Annotated in this window: 15 protein-coding genes and 1 pseudogene; 7 read left to right on the forward strand and 9 right to left on the reverse strand. The window is 56.0% G+C overall.

Annotated elements, in window-relative coordinates:
- Positions 1-192: 192 nt before the first annotated feature.
- Positions 193-372, forward strand: a complete 180-nt coding sequence (locus KGA83_RS01645) for a hypothetical protein (protein ID WP_095053983.1) — start codon at positions 193-195, stop codon at positions 370-372.
- Positions 373-502: 130 nt separating this feature from the next.
- On the opposite strand, the gene KGA83_RS01650 is transcribed toward KGA83_RS01645, so the two are convergent.
- From KGA83_RS01650 to KGA83_RS01665, 4 genes are all read right to left on the reverse strand, one after another.
- Positions 503-718: a hypothetical protein gene (locus tag KGA83_RS01650; RefSeq protein WP_218428201.1), complete on the reverse strand. Its 216-nt coding sequence runs from the start codon at positions 716-718 to the stop codon at positions 503-505.
- A gap of 169 nt (positions 719-887) precedes the next feature.
- On the reverse strand, positions 888-1,661 hold the full coding sequence (locus tag KGA83_RS01655; protein ID WP_223527873.1) for a ParA family protein: 774 nt from the start codon (positions 1,659-1,661) through the stop codon (positions 888-890).
- Positions 1,662-1,817: 156 nt separating this feature from the next.
- A complete protein-coding gene (locus KGA83_RS01660) occupies positions 1,818-2,750 on the reverse strand; it encodes a carbohydrate kinase family protein (RefSeq protein WP_223527876.1) in 933 nt (310 codons plus the stop codon).
- 160 nt (positions 2,751-2,910) lie between these two features.
- Entirely contained in the window at positions 2,911-4,476 is a 1,566-nt protein-coding gene (locus KGA83_RS01665) for a carbohydrate porin (RefSeq protein ID WP_223527879.1), read from the reverse strand.
- Positions 4,477-4,643: 167 nt separating this feature from the next.
- Between KGA83_RS01665 and KGA83_RS01670 the strand changes: the two genes are divergently transcribed.
- The 6 genes from KGA83_RS01670 (at position 4,644) to KGA83_RS01695 (ending at position 11,481) form a co-directional block, all read left to right on the forward strand.
- Positions 4,644-5,918: an ABC transporter substrate-binding protein gene (locus KGA83_RS01670; protein ID WP_223527887.1), complete on the forward strand. Its 1,275-nt coding sequence runs from the start codon at positions 4,644-4,646 to the stop codon at positions 5,916-5,918.
- A gap of 21 nt (positions 5,919-5,939) precedes the next feature.
- On the forward strand, positions 5,940-6,902 hold the full coding sequence (locus KGA83_RS01675; RefSeq protein WP_223527890.1) for a carbohydrate ABC transporter permease: 963 nt from the start codon (positions 5,940-5,942) through the stop codon (positions 6,900-6,902).
- Complete coding sequence (locus tag KGA83_RS01680; protein ID WP_108215630.1) at positions 6,899-7,741, forward strand: carbohydrate ABC transporter permease; 843 nt, start codon at positions 6,899-6,901, stop codon at positions 7,739-7,741. The genes KGA83_RS01675 and KGA83_RS01680 overlap by 4 nt, the downstream gene beginning before the upstream one ends.
- Before the next feature lie 27 nt (positions 7,742-7,768).
- Positions 7,769-8,914, forward strand: coding sequence for an ABC transporter ATP-binding protein (locus KGA83_RS01685; protein WP_223527893.1), 1,146 nt, complete (start codon positions 7,769-7,771; stop codon positions 8,912-8,914).
- Positions 8,911-10,413: a glycoside hydrolase family 32 protein gene (locus KGA83_RS01690; protein ID WP_223527896.1), complete on the forward strand. Its 1,503-nt coding sequence runs from the start codon at positions 8,911-8,913 to the stop codon at positions 10,411-10,413. Before KGA83_RS01685 ends, KGA83_RS01690 begins: the two co-directional genes overlap by 4 nt.
- A gap of 75 nt (positions 10,414-10,488) precedes the next feature.
- Positions 10,489-11,481, forward strand: a complete 993-nt coding sequence (locus KGA83_RS01695; RefSeq protein WP_108215633.1) for a LacI family DNA-binding transcriptional regulator — start codon at positions 10,489-10,491, stop codon at positions 11,479-11,481.
- Between the two features lie 49 nt (positions 11,482-11,530).
- Here the strand turns inward: KGA83_RS01695 and KGA83_RS01700 are convergent, their stop codons facing one another.
- From KGA83_RS01700 to KGA83_RS01720, 5 genes and pseudogenes are all read right to left on the reverse strand, one after another.
- A complete protein-coding gene (locus tag KGA83_RS01700; RefSeq protein ID WP_223527899.1) occupies positions 11,531-12,172 on the reverse strand; it encodes a LysE family translocator in 642 nt (213 codons plus the stop codon).
- 139 nt (positions 12,173-12,311) lie between these two features.
- Positions 12,312-13,955 (reverse strand): annotated as a pseudogene (locus KGA83_RS01705) (acetolactate synthase large subunit).
- A gap of 300 nt (positions 13,956-14,255) precedes the next feature.
- On the reverse strand, positions 14,256-14,969 hold the full coding sequence (locus tag KGA83_RS01710) for a TerC family protein (RefSeq protein WP_223527902.1): 714 nt from the start codon (positions 14,967-14,969) through the stop codon (positions 14,256-14,258).
- 156 nt (positions 14,970-15,125) lie between these two features.
- Positions 15,126-16,427 carry a CitMHS family transporter gene (locus KGA83_RS01715; RefSeq protein WP_223527905.1) on the reverse strand — a complete coding sequence of 434 codons (1,302 nt, stop codon included), beginning with the start codon at positions 16,425-16,427 and terminating at the stop codon, positions 15,126-15,128.
- A gap of 107 nt (positions 16,428-16,534) precedes the next feature.
- Positions 16,535-17,263, reverse strand: a complete 729-nt coding sequence (locus KGA83_RS01720; protein ID WP_223527908.1) for an ABC transporter substrate-binding protein — start codon at positions 17,261-17,263, stop codon at positions 16,535-16,537.
- Between the last annotated feature and the right edge of the window lie 7 nt (positions 17,264-17,270).

Below are 17,270 nucleotides of genomic sequence, written 5' to 3' on the forward strand. Positions count from 1 at the left end.
CATCTCCCCCCTGCTTTCACATTTCCATCAGTGATTGGGGTGATACCTGCCGAGCTAGCATTCCTACTGTTTTTTTCAAAGTGGCCTGAACCGGATTCTTCGCAAAAGCATTGATCTAGAGCCTTTGTTTCATTTTGATACATCTGAAAAGTACGCTACGATCCGCCGCACCAAAACGCATAGGGATTGCAGATGAACGTCAGAATTGAAGCACATGAGGAAGGCAGTGGATGCACGGTCTGGCTCGACAACAATGCAGTGTCGTTCCAGAACCTGGAGGAAGCGAAGACATACGTGACTCAGTTGCAGGAACGGATTGAAGCCGCATCCAGTTCATTCGCTCAAGGAACAACAGATTCCGAGCAAATGTAAGCGTTCTACCTGGCAGCAGCTTTGGCTGTAAGCCATGGAGGGCTCAGCGCTGCCGGGATTGAAATAAAGCTGTTCATCGCACCATCCAAAGTGTGGCTTAGGCGGACCAGCTTCAAGTGGTGGACGCGGGTCACGCGAGCTTGATGGCCCCGCCTTGGATATCGTCCCGCGCCATTCGCAAGTCATTGGCGTCTTGGTTGAGCCGATGAATCAAGTTCAGCAACCGTTGGCGCAGCACCTCATCCTGGAGCTGCTCTGCAGCACGCATCACATCAAGCGACGCTGCCTCGTTGTTGGTGGCAACGGCGTCGAGCAGTTTGCGCATGCTTCTTGATGGCCGATTCATCTACAAACCTCCCAGGTTTCGGTGGTGCGAATCATATGGCCGGAATGTTTCGTTAGTGTTTCAGCTGCACGAACTGGTTTTGAATCACAGGCTCTGGATGGTTTGACACTGGCTGGAGTGACGCCCCTGAGGGGGCGATTACACTTGTAACAGCCCATCCGTGATGAAGCTAAGCGGCCCGCTCCAGGGCGTCCAGCAAGCCAACAAACTCCAGCGAAAGCTTATGTCGCGGGGCCAAATGGATGATGGGAACTGACATTTCGTGAGATTCGCGCATCTTGACGGAGCTGCTCAGATAAACCGGTAGCACTGGCAAGCCTTCGGCCAGCAACTCATTCACGAGAGATTGATGCAGGCCGGTATACCCGGTGAACTGGTTGACCACCACCCCTTCCACTTTCAGTGATTCATTGTGATCAAGACGTAGTTCTTCTACCTGTGCGATAACACGGTACATCGCCTGGCGAGAAAAGCTGTCGCAATCGAATGGAATCAGCAATCGATCTGCAGCCACCAGCGCGCTGAATGTGTAGAAATTCAGCGACGGAGGCGTATCGATATAGATGCGGTCATAGTCCTCGGACAGCTCTACCAGCAACTTGCGCAGCTTGTTGATCTTGAACCTGCTCTCGAGTTTTGACTGGAGGTCTGACAGTTCAGAGCTAGCAGTCACCAGGTGAAGGTTGTCGTACAGGGTCTCGGTGATGGCCACTCGATTCCTTCTGCCTTCAAAGCCACCGGACAACGTTTGTTTGAAGAAGTCGGCTATGCCTGCGGGAATGTGCTCGTCGGTCAGGCCCGTGAGGTAGTGAGTCGAGTTTGCCTGGGGATCGAGATCTACCAGCAGCGTTCGGTAACCTTCGGCAGCACTCACGGCAGCAAGGTTGCAGGCAATGCTGGATTTCCCAACGCCCCCTTTCTGATTGAATATGACACGACGCATAGGGCTTGCTCATCCATGAAAAAGGCCAAAGGCCGGCTGAAGTGTGTAAGAAGTCATGTCAATTCTATGACGACAACATTACAGTTTTGCGACAGCGATTGGCCAAAGCTGCGGACTAGAGCATTTGACTGCCAACACAAGGTGGTAGCGATAGATTTACACGGATGAGCAATCCCCTGGGTTTGCCAGTGCTAGCCGCTTCAGCAAACCTTCCACATCAGCTAGCGCTGGAGCATGGGCTCCTGCATGGCGGCAAGATATGGATGCGCAAGCCGCTGAAAATTGCAGGCGCTCTTTCAAGCCTGCGATCCCCAACAACTCTGCAGCCAGCCAACCAGCCATACAAGCGTCTCCTGCTCCAACCGTGTCTTCTACCTTTACGGCAATCGCCGTCTGATCGAGTTGGCTGTCCGGGGTGTGGAGAATCATCCCGTGTTCCCCTCGGGTAAAAAGGATCTGCGCCTGAGGATTAAGAGCGCGAAGCTCATCCATTGCCTGATGTTCTGTCAGCCCTGGATAAATTTGCCGAAGGTCTTCGTCGGAAAGCTTAATCATGTCAGCAAGGGTGGTCATCGTAGGGAAGGTCTGCTCCCGATAATGGCTATCCATTAAATTGCGCCAATTCGGATCATAGCTAATCCGTTTACCGGCTTCTTTGGCCTGCTGAGCAATTTCAACCAGCCTGTCTGCGAGTGGCTGTCGAGCCAAACTGATGCAGCTGAAATGACACAGCTCTGCATGGTTGATCCATCCTTCGGGCATCAGATCCGGATCAAAAAACAGATCGGCATCTCCAGCAAAAAAGTACCTTGGAGGACGGCTCGACGGAACGATGGCGACCAAAGGATCTCGGTCTACCCGTTGGATAAACCTCATATCCAATGCTGCCGCTTCCGACTGCGAAACTATCTCGTCACCCAGTGAATCCATGCTCACCGACCCAGCAAAAGCACTGCTGACACCCAAGCGACTTAGCGCTCGTGCAACGTTCCAGGGAGCACCACCCGGGTAGCCCTTCCACTGTCCAGGAGTGCCTTGGACAAGATCGGTCAGGGCTTCGCCAAATACTACTGCGCGAGGCAATACCATCGTCATTTCCTCAATTTTTTGTCGTAGGGAACTGCTGGCCGATCAGATTCGACCCGTAATCACTTACTCAATGCGCTTTGATGAAAGGCAGGGTTTGTTGAAGTCAGAGAAGTTCGCATAGCCAACCTCAAAGCAGATGTTGGCCGAACGCGCTCAAATATTAAAACCAGGTTTCCATCTGTATACCGTATTGCCATACACCTCCGGCTTTGAAGTCCGTCATGCCAAAGGAGTCTGTGGTACTGAATCCGTCCAGATCAGAAGACCAGTTCATGAAGCTTGCGAACACGCGCAATTCGGGACGTGTAAGAAGATCTCCAACCTCAGGTTTGAATGTCGGGGCGACAGTGAATTTCCAGAAGTTACCGTCGACCGCATTACGTTGTAGATAGTCCTTCGGGTCGAGGTTCATGGTTTGCCAGCTTATTTCGTAGGCCATCTCGAAATTGGTGTTGATTTTATTGGCCAAACGCACGTTCAGGGTCAGCCAGCGGTAGTCGTCACCCTTGACGTATCTATCCTTGCTCTGTTCGGCCAGCAAGCTGGGGCCGATACGCCAGTCAGGCGCAAGGGGTGTCTCACCGTAAAGTGCCAGACGCAAAGCGCGGGCATCATCAATCAGTTCACCATCCGAGCCGACGTTCTTGACCTCAGCTCCCAGACCTTGCCCATAGAGCAGCGCCGTTTTGAAGAAGCCTTCTCTGCCGAAAAAGTTTTTCTGGTGATTGGCCAGCATGCTGTGCAAGCCGGAATCCGCAGGCGTCAAACCCGCTGCATTGGTGCGGGTAGCGAAATCGTTTTTCTTTGCACCGATGCCATTGAACATCCACTGCCACTGACCATCCTCGAAGAACTGGTTGGAGGTCAGGATGTAGCTTTCTACATCGGCACTAAGATCGCCTTGACTGAAATCCCCGTAGTTACGCCCGATCAAAGAGTAGTTCGAACGCCAATTCTTGTTCATCTGCATATCGTAGATTCCACCCCCGGTGCCGGCCAGATAGACAACGTCCGAGTCCAGCCAGTGGATATCGAAATTATCTCTATCGAATCGCTTGCCTGCCCACAGGGTGGCGTTCTCGAACACTGAATTGCCCTTGAACGCAGCGAGATGGTCAAGCGCTGTGAATACCTGGCGCACGTTCAGTTTGCTTTCGTCAGCCGTCCAGTCATTGGAACTTTCCACACCGTCGGCGATGGAGACCGTGAATTTGGAACGGGTGCCGTTTTGCGCATAGATTTCTTTCGACAGGTCTATACGCATGTAGGTGTCGTCCTCGTTACCGAGTCGCCCGACTGCACCACCGACTGAACCGGCGGGCGTTTCATAAGGGCCACCACGACCACCACCCAGCCGATCGTTGATCAGCAATCCGGAGCGGGCGTAGCCGTTGAAGCTGAACCCATCAGTGAGGTGTCCGGTACTGCCCTCTTTCTCCAGGCTTTGCTGACGGGCCTCGAGTTTTGCCACTCGGGTATCCAAAGCGGGCGCCGAAATGACTGCCGCAGTAGACGCGGCGGGCTGCAAGGGAGCAGTGGCGAGTTTGATCTGCTGCAATTCCCTGGCAAGTGCCTGGGTTTGCTGTTCGGCTGCGGCCGCACGCTTCTCCGCTGCGCTGGTACGGGCTTCAAACGAGGCCATGCGTTCTTCCAGAGTAGCGGCCTGAGAGGCCGTCGCCGAGGTGCTGAGCACGCCTGCGAGTAGCCAGCTTGATGCTTTCTTCATGTGGATTTCCTGTTTTGTTTTTATTGTCTTGTTCCCGCGACCGGCCATTTTTCGTGAGTTGCGAATTGTCGAAATCGACGAAAAAAAAGGTGCCTCATCGCAAATACGCTGCTACATTTGGCGATGTTAACGTTAACTTTTCTAAAAACAAAAATAAAGAGGGCTTTATGAAACAGCTTAAATCTCTTCTTCCAGCAGCACTGCTCACCCTTTGTGCCGGGCTTCCATCCCTCTCGAACGCAGCTGATTTGACGATCTCCTGCGGCGCGGTGGGTGCGGAGCTACAACTCTGCAAAGAGGCTGTCGAGGCGTGGTCCAAACAGACCGGCAACCACGTCGAGGTGGTCTCAACACCTAACTCGGCAACCGAGAGGTTGTCGTTCTACCAACAGATCCTCAGTGCGCAGTCCTCCGACATCGACATCATTCAGATCGATATGGTGTGGCCAGGGATGCTGGCCAAACATCTGATGGATCTGCGCGAAGTGCTTCCTGCCAATGCGACCCAGGGCTACTTCCAGGCACAAGTGGATAACGCCACGGTGAACGGACGGCTGGTGACGATGCCGTGGTTCACCGACTCGGGCCTGCTGTATTACCGCAAGGACTTGCTCGATAAGTACGACAAGCAGGTTCCCCAGACCTGGGAGGATATGACCGCTACGGCCAGGGATGTTCAGCAAGCCGAGCGCAACGCCGGGAACCCCAATGCCTGGGGTTACATCTTTCAAGGGCGCGCCTACGAGGGCCTGACGTGTAATGCGCTGGAGTGGATCAGCAGCCAACCGCAAGGCGGGCTGGTCAATCCGCAAGGCGACATCGTGGTCAACAACCAGGCCTCAAGAACGGCATTGACCCTGGCGAAAAGCTGGGTAGGAGACATCTCCCCGCGTGGCGTACTCAACTACACCGAGGAGGAAGGCCGTGGCGTATTCCAGTCGGGCAATGCGCTGTTCATGCGTAACTGGCCTTATGTCTGGGCCTTGGTGCAAAGCCAGGACAGTGCGGTAAAAGACAAAGTCGGCGTCGCTCCCCTGCCCCGTGGCGGCGAGACCGGTACCCATGCCTCCACCCTCGGTGGGTGGGGCCTGGCGGTGTCGCGTTACAGCGCCCATCCAAAACTTGCCGCAGAACTGGTGAGCTACCTGACCAGTGCCCAACAGCAAAAACATCGTGCTCTGGCCGCCGCCTATAACCCCGTGATCGAGTCGCTGTATCAGGATCCCGAACTGCTCGCGGCAATGCCTTATTACAGTCAGCTCCATAGCATTCTCAACGATGGGGTCATGCGCCCCGCCTCCATCACTGCCGATCGCTATCCACGGGTCTCCAATGCGTTCTTCGATCGAGTGCATGGTGTGCTGGCGGGCGAGTTGCCTGTGGATCAGGCGCTGGCCGAGCTGGAAAGCGAACTCACGCGCATCAAACGCCGGAACTGGTAAGCCACAAGGAAGAAAATCACCATGTCTGTCTCTACTATCCATGCCCCCTGTGACGAGCTTCTGCTCACCAGGGAAACGCCTGTGCAGCGTCGTCGAGTACGCGCCGCCTGGCTGTTTTTGACACCGATGTTGCTGTGTCTGGCCCTGGTGGCGGCCTGGCCGCTACTGCGCACATTCTGGTTCAGCCTGACCGACGCCAGTCTGTCGGACACCGCTGGCGGATCCTTCATCGGCTTGAGCAATTATCTGTTCCACAACGGCTCCAGCTGGTCGGGCATCCTGGTCGATCCGCAATGGTGGAACGCTGTGCGCAACACCTTGCATTTCACCGTGGTGTCGGTGGGGCTGGAAGTCGTCCTGGGACTGTTGGTGGCGTTGCTGCTCAACATCAAGTTCACCGGCCGTTCTCTGGTGCGGGCGATGATTCTGATTCCCTGGGCGATTCCGACCATTGTCTCGGCGAAGATCTGGTCATGGATGCTTAACGACCAGTTCGGCATCATCAATCACCTGATGCTGAGCCTCGGCCTGATTGACGCGCCCCTGGCCTGGACGGCCGATGCGGACCTGTCGATGTGGGCGGTGATCCTCGTCGACGTCTGGAAGACCGTGCCGTTTGTCACGCTGCTGATGCTGGCGGCCTTGCAGATGTTGCCGAGCGATTGCTACGAAGCCGCGAGGGTCGATGGCATTCATCCGCTGAAAGTGTTCTGGCGTGTCACCCTTCCCCTGCTGATGCCCGCACTGCTGGTGGCGGCGATCTTCCGCATCCTCGACTCGCTGCGGGTATTCGACGTCATCTATGTGCTGACCTCGAACTCGTCGAGCACCATGAGCATGTCGGTGTATGCCCGCCAGCACCTGGTGGAGTTCCAGGACGTCGGTTACGGCAGCGCGGCCTCGACGCTGCTGTTTCTGGTGGTTGCGGTCATCGCCATGCTTTATCTCTACCTCGGACGCCGTCAACTGGAGGTCCGGTCATGAACCTGCGCCTACTGAAAAAAGCACTGTTGCGCCTCGGGTTCTGGTGCCTGATCGGGGTATTGCTGCTGTATGCGGTTTTCCCTTTCTACTACGCCATCGTGACTTCACTGAAGCCGTCCAGCGCCTTGTTCGAGGTGAGCTACTGGATCGACAACCCCGACTTCTCCAACTACGCGGCGGTACTCCATCAAGCTTCATTCCTGCGGGCGATCGGTAATTCGCTGGTGGTGGCGCTGTGTGTGGTGACGCTGGCGCTGTTCCTCAGCGTGACCGCCGCCTATGCCTTGGGCCGGGTGAAGTTCCGAGGGCGTGGCACGGTTTTGATGTTGGTTCTTGGCGTGTCGATGTTTCCGCAGGTCGCTGTACTGTCGGGTCTGTTCGAAGTGATCCGCGCCCTGGGCCTGTACAACACGTCCTGGGCATTGATCCTGAGCTACACGATTTTCACCCTGCCCTTCACTGTCTGGGTGCTGACCACATTCATGGGGCAACTGCCCCATGAACTGGAAGAAGCGGCCATCATGGATGGCGCTTCGCCTTGGGTCACGCTTACCCGGGTGCTGTTGCCGCTGCTATGGCCCGCATTGGTCACTACTGGCTTGTTGGCCTTTATCGCCGCATGGAACGAGTTTCTGTTTGCCCTGACCTTCACCCTCACCGACACGCAACGCACGGTGCCGGTCGCCATCGCCTTGATTTCCGGCGGGAGTCCTCATGAGCTGCCTTGGGGGCTGTTGATGGCCGCATCGGTGGTGGTCACCGTCCCACTGGTGATTCTGGTGCTGATCTTCCAGCGCCGAATCGTTTCCGGTCTCACTGCCGGCGCGTTAAAGGGTTGATGCCCGACAACTATAAGGAACAGCATCGTGATCAAATTGAAACTGGACAACGTGAACAAACAATTGGGCGGCGCGCGGATTCTTCGCGACGTCAGCCTGGAGATCGCTGCGGGTGAATTCGTGGTGTTCGTCGGCCCTTCGGGCTGCGGCAAGTCGACTCTGCTGCGACTGATCGCCGGACTGGATTCGATCTGCGGCGGCGACCTGCTGATCGACGGGCGTCGGGTCAACGACCTGGAGCCGCGCGAGCGTGGCGTCGGCATGGTGTTTCAGTCTTATGCGCTGTACCCGCACATGAGCGTCTACGACAACATCAGCTTTGGTCTCAAACTGGCCAAGACTGAAAAGAGCAGCTTGCGCGAGCGCGTGCTGAAAACTGCGCAAATCCTGCAGTTGGACAAACTGCTGCAACGCAAGCCAAAGGAACTGTCTGGCGGGCAGCGCCAGCGTGTGGCCATGGGCAGAGCCATGGCGCGGGAACCGGACATTTTGCTGTTCGATGAGCCGCTCTCCAATCTGGATGCATCCTTGCGCGTGCAGATGCGCAACGAAATCGCCCGGCTGCATGCCCGACTGGGCTCGACCATGATCTACGTCACTCACGATCAAGTGGAAGCGATGACCCTGGCCGACAAAATTGTCGTGCTCAATGGCGGTCGCGTAGAACAGGTCGGCTCACCGCGCGAACTCTATGAGCGCCCAGCGAGCCGCTTTGTCGCCGGCTTCCTCGGTTCGCCCAGAATGAACTTTCTGGCGGCACGCCTGCATGCACCGGGTGAAACCAGCCTGGTCGATTGCCCGATATTGGATATGACCTCCCTGCCCTTCGACAGCACGAACCTGGCGGCGGACGCCCCACTGAGCCTGGGGATTCGCCCGGAACACATGTCGCTCAAGGCGGCGCAGGGAACTGCCGGCGTCGTCGTGACCGCGGTCGAATACCTGGGCAGTGAAACCTATGTGCACCTCGATACAGGTCAGGACGAGCCACTGATCTGTCGTTGTGAGGTCAACGCCGGATGGCAGGCGGGCGATCGGGTCGAGCTGCAACTGGACGTCGACAACCTGCACCTGTTCGACGCCGACGGCACGGCCTTGAAACGCCACCCACACGCCATTGAAACCCTGCCGGATGGCGTCCCTCTACGCTCGGCACGAGCAGGCGCCCTATGACTGTGTCTTTGAATTCCATGAGTGTTCCAATGTCCGCTGCCCTTGAGATTGCGCAGCATGCGCTGAGTGATGGCCTGTCTCGTGTCATCCACGATTATCGACCCGATTATCATCTTGCCCCCCCCGTGGGCTGGATGAACGACCCCAACGGGGTGGTGTACTTTCGTGGCGAATACCATGTGTTCTATCAACACCACCCTTTCGAAGCGAAATGGGGCCCGATGTATTGGGGGCATGCCAAAAGTGCCGATCTGGTCCATTGGCAACATTTGCCCATTGCGCTGGCGCCCGGCGACGACTTCGACCGTGACGGTTGTTTTTCCGGTAGCGCGGTGGTGTGTGGCGATACCCTGGCACTGATCTACACCGGGCACACCTGGCTGGGGGAAGTGGGTGACGAACGCTCGATCCGCCAGGTCCAGTGCCTGGCCACCAGCATCGACGGCATCCGGTTCGTCAAGCATGGCGCCGTCATCGAGAACGCGCCGCAAGACACGATCATGCACTTTCGTGACCCCAAGGTATGGCAGAAGGATGACTATTGGTACCTGATTGCCGGCGCGCGTCTGGGTGATAAACCGCTACTGCCGCTATACCGTTCCACGGATCTGCACACCTGGGAATTCCTTGATTATGTGTCCAGCGGCAGCGAGGGCGATGGCTATATGTGGGAGTGCCCGGATTTGTTCCGACTGAACGGGCGCGATGTCCTGCTGTACTCCCCCCAGGGCATGCAACCCGAGGGTTACGAACGGCTCAACAAGTACCAGACCGGTTATCGAGTGGGCCGACTCGACAGCGAATGGCACTTCACCGGCGGGCCTTTTATCGAACTGGATAACGGCCACGATTTCTATGCCGCGCAAACGCTATTGGCCGCCGACGGCCGGCGCCTTGTATGGGCGTGGCTCGACATGTGGGAAAGCCCGATGCCGAGCCAGGCCCATCACTGGTGCGGCATGCTCGGGTTGCCGCGCGAACTTGAACTGCATGCAGATCGCCTTTACGTGTATCCGGCACGGGAGCTTACCGCTCTGCGTAAGGCGCCATTGCCGGGCACGTCCTGGTGGGATGGTTCGGGAGCCCGATGGGTGCGGGAAGTGAATGGCGACAGGCTCGAAATCCATGTGCATCTGGATTTGCTCGGCTGCACCGACGGCCACCTGGGAATCGCCTTGCGTTGCAGCGACGATGGTCAGGAAGAAACCCTGCTCTACTACGATGCATCACTGCAGCGTCTGGTGCTTGACCGCAGCCGCTCGGGTGCACAAGTCACCGGTCAGCGCAGCGTGGCGATAGACCCGACACAAGAGCGACTGGAACTGCGTGTGTTTCTCGATCGCTCGTCCATCGAGGTGTTCGACGCGAACGGACGCTTCAGCCTCAGCAGTCGCTTCTATCCGGGGCCCGACAGTCTGGGCGTGAAGCTGTTTGCCAGCGGAAGTGGCGGGCGTGTCTCGATTCCCAAGGCATGGCCTCTGGGCTCTGGATGGCTATGAGCAGCGTCATTCGAGTCGCGAGAAGCCCGGGCCCTGTGTCATGATTCTGCGTCAACCTGACCGGTCTCACCTCGCATGACTTCAGTGAAAGACGTTGCACAGCTGGCCGGCGTGTCCCTGATGACGGTTTCTCGAGCGCTCAATAATCCGGAAAAACTGAGCCCCGAAACCCTTCAGCGGGTGCGTCGCGCCATTGATGAACTGCAATTCGTACCGAGCCTGTCGGCGCGCAAGATGCGCGGCGACAACCTCCAGTCGCGAACCATCGGAGTGTTCGCGCTGGACACCGCGACCACACCGTTCGCGGTCGAACTGTTGCTGTCCATCGAACAGACCGCGCAACAAGCCGGCTGGAATGTCTTTATCCTCAACCTGTTGAGCAACCCGCCCACCGACCAGAACATCGACCTGATGTTGTCGCACCGTCCCGACGGGTTGATCTTCAGCGCCATGGGGTTTCGCCAGGTGAGCATTCCCGAGCGCTTGAAGAGCAAACCGCTGGTACTCGCCAATTGCCTGGCCGATGACAGTCACCTGGTCAGTTATGTGCCAGACGACGAGTCGGGGCAGTATCGCGCCGTACATCACGCGTTGAGCCAAGGCTATCGGCGCCCTCTGTGTATCAATCTGCCCAAACAGAGCCTGGCCTGGGACCTGCGACAAAAAGGCCTGCAGCGCGCCTGTCAGGCATTCGGCCTGGCGCCTGACGCACTGCTGCAATACGACCTTTCCGATCATGATGCCTATGGTGAAACCGCAGCCATCCTCGACCGGCACATCATCGAAGGTCGTCCCCAGTTCGATGTTCTGATCTGTGGCAACGACCGCATTGCCTTTTGTGCCTATCAGTTGTTGTTGGGCCGTGGCCTGAAAATTCCCGACGATGTCGCCGTGCTCGGCTACGACAACATGATCGGTATTGCCGAGCTGTTCATCCCGCCGCTGACCACGGTGCAACTGCCGTACTACGAGATCGGTCGCAAGGCTGCCCGGCACCTGATCGAGACCCTCGACGTATCGGGAGCCCAGCCAGTTGATTGTCCATTGGTGGTCAGGGCATCGCTATGAGATTCAGTTAATTCGGTGATGCCCGAACGGGCGACTAGCCGCCCTCCTCTTATGCAGCCTGTCGACGCATGGTCAGGATGGCGGCTCCGAAGCAGATGAACGTCGACCCTACCACCCGGCTGACCCACCGGGACAAATCAGGCCGCGTCAGCACGCCCTTGGCCCGGGAGGCAAGCGCGGCATACAGGCTCAGCGACGTAACCGACAACGCCATGAAGATCGAGGTGAGGATCAGGAACTGCGGCAGCAACGTCGCGCTCTGATCGATGAATTGCGGGAACAGCGCAGTGAAGAACATCGTTGCCTTAGGGTTGGTCACCGCCGTCAGGAAGGCCGACTTGTACAACTTTAAGCGAGTGGGCCTGCTCTTCTTCGAACCATCCTGCATACCGTCCGCGAGCATCGGGCTCTTTTTGAACAACTGCCTTAGCCCCAGGTAGAACAGGTAGCCGGCACCGATGATCTTCACCGCATTGAACAGCCATTCGGAACTGGCAAGCAACGCCCCCAGCCCCAGCATGGCAGCGGCAGACAGGCAGAACAGGCCACTGGCATTACCAAGGGACGACCACACTGCGCTGCGCTGTCCGTGGGCCAGGCTGTTGTTGATCGCCATCAGTGTCGCAGGCCCTGGGCTCGCAATGGCAATTGCAGCGACCAGGGTAAAAGCAAGAATCGAGTGAAACTCCATTTTCAACGCTCGTAGTGGGATAGGCGCTCCATATTACAGAAGATGATCTAGCGCGGACTACCATGCGTTGATCATGGAGTCGATTTATGGAGACCATGGCATTGATGCAGGCTCCACTGACGGCATCTGCAATAGAGGGTCAGATCGACAAGCTTCGCTCGCGCAGTTCAACGTTGAGGATGCGGTCGTTTTCCGAGTAATCGACAGGACAGTCGATTACGTGCACCCCTGGGGTGCTGATGCAGTGCTCGAGCAATGGGCGCAGACCTTCAGCGCTTTCTACGCGATACCCTTCGGCACCGTAGGCTTTCGCGTACAGGACGAAGTCCAGATTGCCGTAGTCCAGGCCGAAATCGGCGAAGCCCATGTTCGATTGCTTCCAGCGGATCATGCCGTAGCCATCGTCACGCAGGATCACCACCGTGAGGTTCATCTTCAGGTGAACCGCAGTCTCCAACTCCTGACTGTTCATCATGACGCCGCCATCGCCGCACACCGAAATAACCGGTCGATCAAGATAGACAAGATGAGCAGCCATAGCCGAAGGTAGACCCGCCCCCATAGTTGCGAGGGCATTGTCGAGCAGCACTGTGTAGGGTTTGTGGGCCTTGTAGTTACGGGCAAACCAGAGTTTGTAGATGCCGTTGTCCAGAGCGACGATACCCTCGGATGGCAAGACACGACGAATGTCAGCGACCAGCCGCTGCGGGTAGATTGGAAAGCGGTTGTCGTCAGCACCCTCGATAATCTGCGCCTCATTGGCCTCGCGGATCGTCATCATCCGCGTAAAGTCCCAGTGCGAGGTCTCACTGAGGGCCTCGCCGATCTGCCAGATAGCATTGGCGATGTCACCGATTACCTCGACCTGTGGGAAGTACACCGGATCAACTTCGGCAGAGCGGAAGTTGATGTGAATGACTTCGGTACCTCCGCGAACCATGAAAAACGGCGGTTTCTCAATGACGTCGTAACCAACGTTCACGATCAGATCTGCCGCTTCAACCGCACGGTGCACGAAGTCACCGGACGACAGTGCAGCGTTTCCGAGGAAGCGAGGATGGCGCTCGTCGACTACCCCCTTGCCCATCTGCGTGGTTATGAACGGGATACCGGTCTTGTCGATCAGTTGCTTGAGTACCTTTGCGGTCATCTTGCGGTTGGCGCCGGCGCCGATCACCAGGATAGGGCTACGAGCGGTCTGCAATTTCTCGACTGCGGCCTCGATGGCCTTGTGCTCAGCGAGCGGACGACGATGCAGGCTTGGTGGGATCGGTAGGCTGTCGGTTTGTTCTGCGGCGATATCTTCCGGCAACTCCAAATGCACTGCGTCGGGCTTTTCCTCTTCGGCCAGGCGAAATGCCTCGCGTACGCGGGATGGAATGTTGTCAGCCGAAGCCAGCTAGTGGGTGTACTTGGTCAGCGGCTGCGCCATGCCGACCACATCGAGGATCTGGAATCGACCCTGCTTGGACTTTTTGATCGGCTTCTGTCCGGTGATCATCAGCATCGGCATACCGCCAAGGTAGGCATAAGCGCCTGCGGTAACCAGGTTCGTTGCACCAGGGCCGAGTGTCGAAAGGCTAACGCCAGTCTTGCCAGTCAGTCGCCCATAGGTCGCTGCCATAAAGCCTGCTGATTGCTCATGCCGAGTCAGCACGAGTTTGATTTTGGAACGTCGAAGCGATTCGAGAAGATCCAAGTTCTCTTCGCCGGAGATACCAAAAACATACACGACGCCCTCACTCTCCAAACACTGAACAACGATGTCCGAGGCCTTTGCCATTTTCTGTTTACCTGAAGTGATGAAGGCGATGCCTCGACTTTCATGTCCGAATGGAGGAAGAATGCTGTCTGGATTTAATACGCTTCTAGCAGTGCCACTCGCCCATCATGTTGTTGGCTGGAGTCAGCTTGATCGTGATCATCCAACTCCTTTGCCAGTGCATTTTCGAGTGCGACAAAGACGCCTTCTAAATTGCCGGAGGTTTCATCGCGTTGGACCAGGACTGGGTTGCCTAGCTTGATGGCTACTCGCAGTTCGCCATCAGGGCTAAATCTCCACGCACATGTGCAATATCGAAACTCATGACTGCTCACCTCTTTCAGAATCTGGAAGTGGCTCGCAATCAGTTTTCTGGCGGCTCTTCACAAGCATTCCAACAATTAAGACCAATATCGCACCGACCAACCCAGCTGCGTAATGCGACCACGACGGGAGCTTCGGCAGGCTAATGTCACCAATAGCCATGCTGCCGGCGATCCAACCAAGCAACGCTGCCCCGAGTGTGATGACCAATGGAAATCGATCCATAAAGTGAAGCACTAACTTGCTGCCCCAGATGATGATGGGAATGCTGATGACGATGCCAAAAATCACCAGTTCCAGGCTTCCGTTGGATGCACCCGCAACCGCAACAACGTTATCCAGGCTCATGACCGCATCAGCAACAATGATCGTTTTGATTGCTCCCCACAGCCGAGGATGGGCCGTGAGGTTGTCATGCGCATCCTCCTGCTCTGGAATAAGCATCTTGATACCAATCCAGAGAAGCAGCGCTGCACCGATGAGTTTGAGGTAAGGCAACTCCAATAATTGCAGTGCAAAGAAAATCATCACGATGCGAAGCACAATCGCGCCCAGAGCACCACCGATAATGGCACGATTGCGCTGAGCCTCTGGGAGCTTGCGGCACGCCAATGCAATGACAACTGCGTTATCACCACCGAGCAAAATGTCGATGGCGATAATTTGCGCCACTGCCAGCCAAAAGGTTGGCGAGTTAAGAAGTTCGATCAAAGTACGCACTCCAAGCAACTGCACATCAGCCAGTCAGGCTGTGCGGAAAATCGTGCAAAACGGGCTGATATTTTAAATCATCTGGTCATTTGGAGTAAGAAGTAGCCGCCGCACTTGATACGCCAACCCAAGTTTTTTACATGTTCCGGACAGGCCTCATGTAAAAAGTGTGATTGCTCCTGTAAGCAATGACACACAGGTCATCAGCAGCGACAGTAATACCGCCCATTTGATCGTGCATTTTTGGAAGTCACCGAGATCCCGGTCAATCATGCCTACCAGCAGCAACGTGGAAGCCACCAGCGGGCTGATTTGATGAACTGGCTGACCCAGCACCGAAGCCCGAGCAATCTCAATAGGGTCGATGCCGTAGGCGGCGGCATTGGCAAGTATCGGTACGACACCAAAATAATAAGCATCGTTGGATAATAGAAAAGTCAGAGGCATGCTGGTGATGGCGACCACCAGAGGGAACAGATGCCCCCAGGAAGGTGGAATGACATCCACAAGTAGCTGTGCAATCGCGTCTACCATCTTCGTGCCCGAAAAAATCCCGGCAAATATGCCCGCGGCAAAAACCAAAAGCACTACCACCATGGCGTTGCCCGCGTGAGCGAGCATCCGCTCCTTCTGCAAGTTCAATTGCGGGTAATTCATCGACAAGGCAATAATGAACCCGAGCATGAAGCTGATTACGGAATGCAGGAGCCCTGTAACCAGACACACCATTACCACAAGAACCAGTACCAAGTTGGGGATCACCATCTTGGGGTTCTTGTTCACGCCATGACCTACGATTGATTCGATGTAGCAATCATCACCGCCACTGGTCAAAGCCACGTTCCCAATAATTTTTCGCTCGCGCCGCCCCAGCAAAAACGCCGTGCACAGCACGCCCAATGCACCCACGGCCATAGTCGGGAGTAGCGGGATGAAGAAATCGCCGGGATCTAGTCCAAGAGCTGCTATCACCCGAGTTGCCGGGCCGCCCCAAGGCGACATCCCGCCCATCACGCTGAGCGACAGTACGCAAATGCTTGCAAGGATCATTGGGTTAAGGCCGATGCGTTTGTAGAGGGGCAACATTGCTGCACAGGTGATCATGTAGGTCGTGGTGCCATCGCCGTCCAGCGCGACGGTCAACGATAGAATGGCAGTGCCAACGGCGATCTTTACCGGGTCACCATTTACTTTCTTCAAGATGAATTTGATCATCGGATCAAAGAGTCCTGCATCAAAAAGCACGCCGAAAAAGAGAATAGCGAAAAGCAACAATGCTGCGGAGGGCGCTACCATCTTGATGCCGTCGAGCATCATCTTGTCAGTGGTAAGGGCAAAGCCGCCGATTATCGAAAACACTACTGGCACGACGATCAACGCAACTATCGGGGAAAGACGCTTCGCCATTATCAGGTAGGTAAAAACCACGACCATCGACAATCCGAGAAATGCCAACATGTTAGATACTCTTGTTTTTATAATGAATTAGCAGCTGGCCTGCGGGCGACGCGCCAAAAGGGTAGCGCTCCCGCAGGCGGATTTGACTTTTTTTGAAGTCGACGCTTTCAGTCTGCGACGGTGGCACCAACGATGCCGTGGTGTTCTAAAGCTTCTCCCACGAACCCGCTGGCCTTCGCCCGTTCAACGAATTGCCTGAACAAGTTAGCCGCTTCCTCTCCATATATATGAGGAATCCCCATGGCTTGGCGGATTTCCATGAAGCGACCTCGTAATAGACGCAAGCCCGAAAAACGCTCTGCATCGAATTCCAGCTGTTGCTTTACACCGGCAGCCACATCGGCATTTTCAGCTAGGAATACATCGACGACATTCGGCGAGGTAGGTGAACGAACAATCGTCGCAGCCTTTAATTCACGGGTCAGGTGCAGATCGTAGGCGCTCCCTTTACCGACAACTACCTGGGTGTGCACGCGATCAACCTGAGAGTTGTCTGTCAGTGGTGAATCGATGCGTACTAAGTAGCAGCCCTCGATCAGCACGTAGGGTTCGGTAAACGCCAGTTGCTCAGCTCGTACAGGGTCAATTGCGAAAAAACCAAAGTCTGCCTTGCCGGCTGAAACCGCAGCGACTGATTCCCCGGCGCTTTTGAACACGCAAAGCTCCAAGGGTAAGCCAGTCTCCTTAGCGAAAGCAGTTGCCAGATCAACGGAAACACCTACCGCATTGCCTTTGTCATCAAGCCGAGCAAGGATCGGGTTGCCTACGTTGATGGACGCACGGAGTTTACCGGTGGGTGCTATTACGGCTGCTAGTTCTGGATTGATTAATGTCATGTTGAAA

Origin of the sequence: Pseudomonas sp. GL-R-19 (genome assembly GCF_019956375.1) — a bacterium.
Classification (GTDB): Bacteria; Pseudomonadota; Gammaproteobacteria; order Pseudomonadales; family Pseudomonadaceae; genus Aquipseudomonas.

What these genes read in the sequence shown, in the direction of transcription:
- KGA83_RS01720 (WP_223527908.1), bottom strand. Translation starts at nt 17,263, where the DNA reads ATGACATTAATCAATCCAGAACTAGCAGCCGTAATAGCACCCACCGGT.
- KGA83_RS01680 (WP_108215630.1), top strand. Translation starts at nt 6,899, where the DNA reads ATGAACCTGCGCCTACTGAAAAAAGCACTGTTGCGCCTCGGGTTCTGG.
- KGA83_RS01675 (WP_223527890.1), top strand. Translation starts at nt 5,940, where the DNA reads ATGTCTGTCTCTACTATCCATGCCCCCTGTGACGAGCTTCTGCTCACC.
- KGA83_RS01665 (WP_223527879.1), bottom strand. Translation starts at nt 4,476, where the DNA reads ATGAAGAAAGCATCAAGCTGGCTACTCGCAGGCGTGCTCAGCACCTCG.
- KGA83_RS01645 (WP_095053983.1), top strand. Translation starts at nt 193, where the DNA reads ATGAACGTCAGAATTGAAGCACATGAGGAAGGCAGTGGATGCACGGTC.
- KGA83_RS01655 (WP_223527873.1), bottom strand. Translation starts at nt 1,661, where the DNA reads ATGCGTCGTGTCATATTCAATCAGAAAGGGGGCGTTGGGAAATCCAGC.
- KGA83_RS01650 (WP_218428201.1), bottom strand. Translation starts at nt 718, where the DNA reads ATGAATCGGCCATCAAGAAGCATGCGCAAACTGCTCGACGCCGTTGCC.
- KGA83_RS01660 (WP_223527876.1), bottom strand. Translation starts at nt 2,750, where the DNA reads ATGGTATTGCCTCGCGCAGTAGTATTTGGCGAAGCCCTGACCGATCTT.
- KGA83_RS01700 (WP_223527899.1), bottom strand. Translation starts at nt 12,172, where the DNA reads ATGGAGTTTCACTCGATTCTTGCTTTTACCCTGGTCGCTGCAATTGCC.
- KGA83_RS01695 (WP_108215633.1), top strand. Translation starts at nt 10,489, where the DNA reads ATGACTTCAGTGAAAGACGTTGCACAGCTGGCCGGCGTGTCCCTGATG.
- KGA83_RS01690 (WP_223527896.1), top strand. Translation starts at nt 8,911, where the DNA reads ATGACTGTGTCTTTGAATTCCATGAGTGTTCCAATGTCCGCTGCCCTT.
- KGA83_RS01670 (WP_223527887.1), top strand. Translation starts at nt 4,644, where the DNA reads ATGAAACAGCTTAAATCTCTTCTTCCAGCAGCACTGCTCACCCTTTGT.
- KGA83_RS01715 (WP_223527905.1), bottom strand. Translation starts at nt 16,427, where the DNA reads ATGTTGGCATTTCTCGGATTGTCGATGGTCGTGGTTTTTACCTACCTG.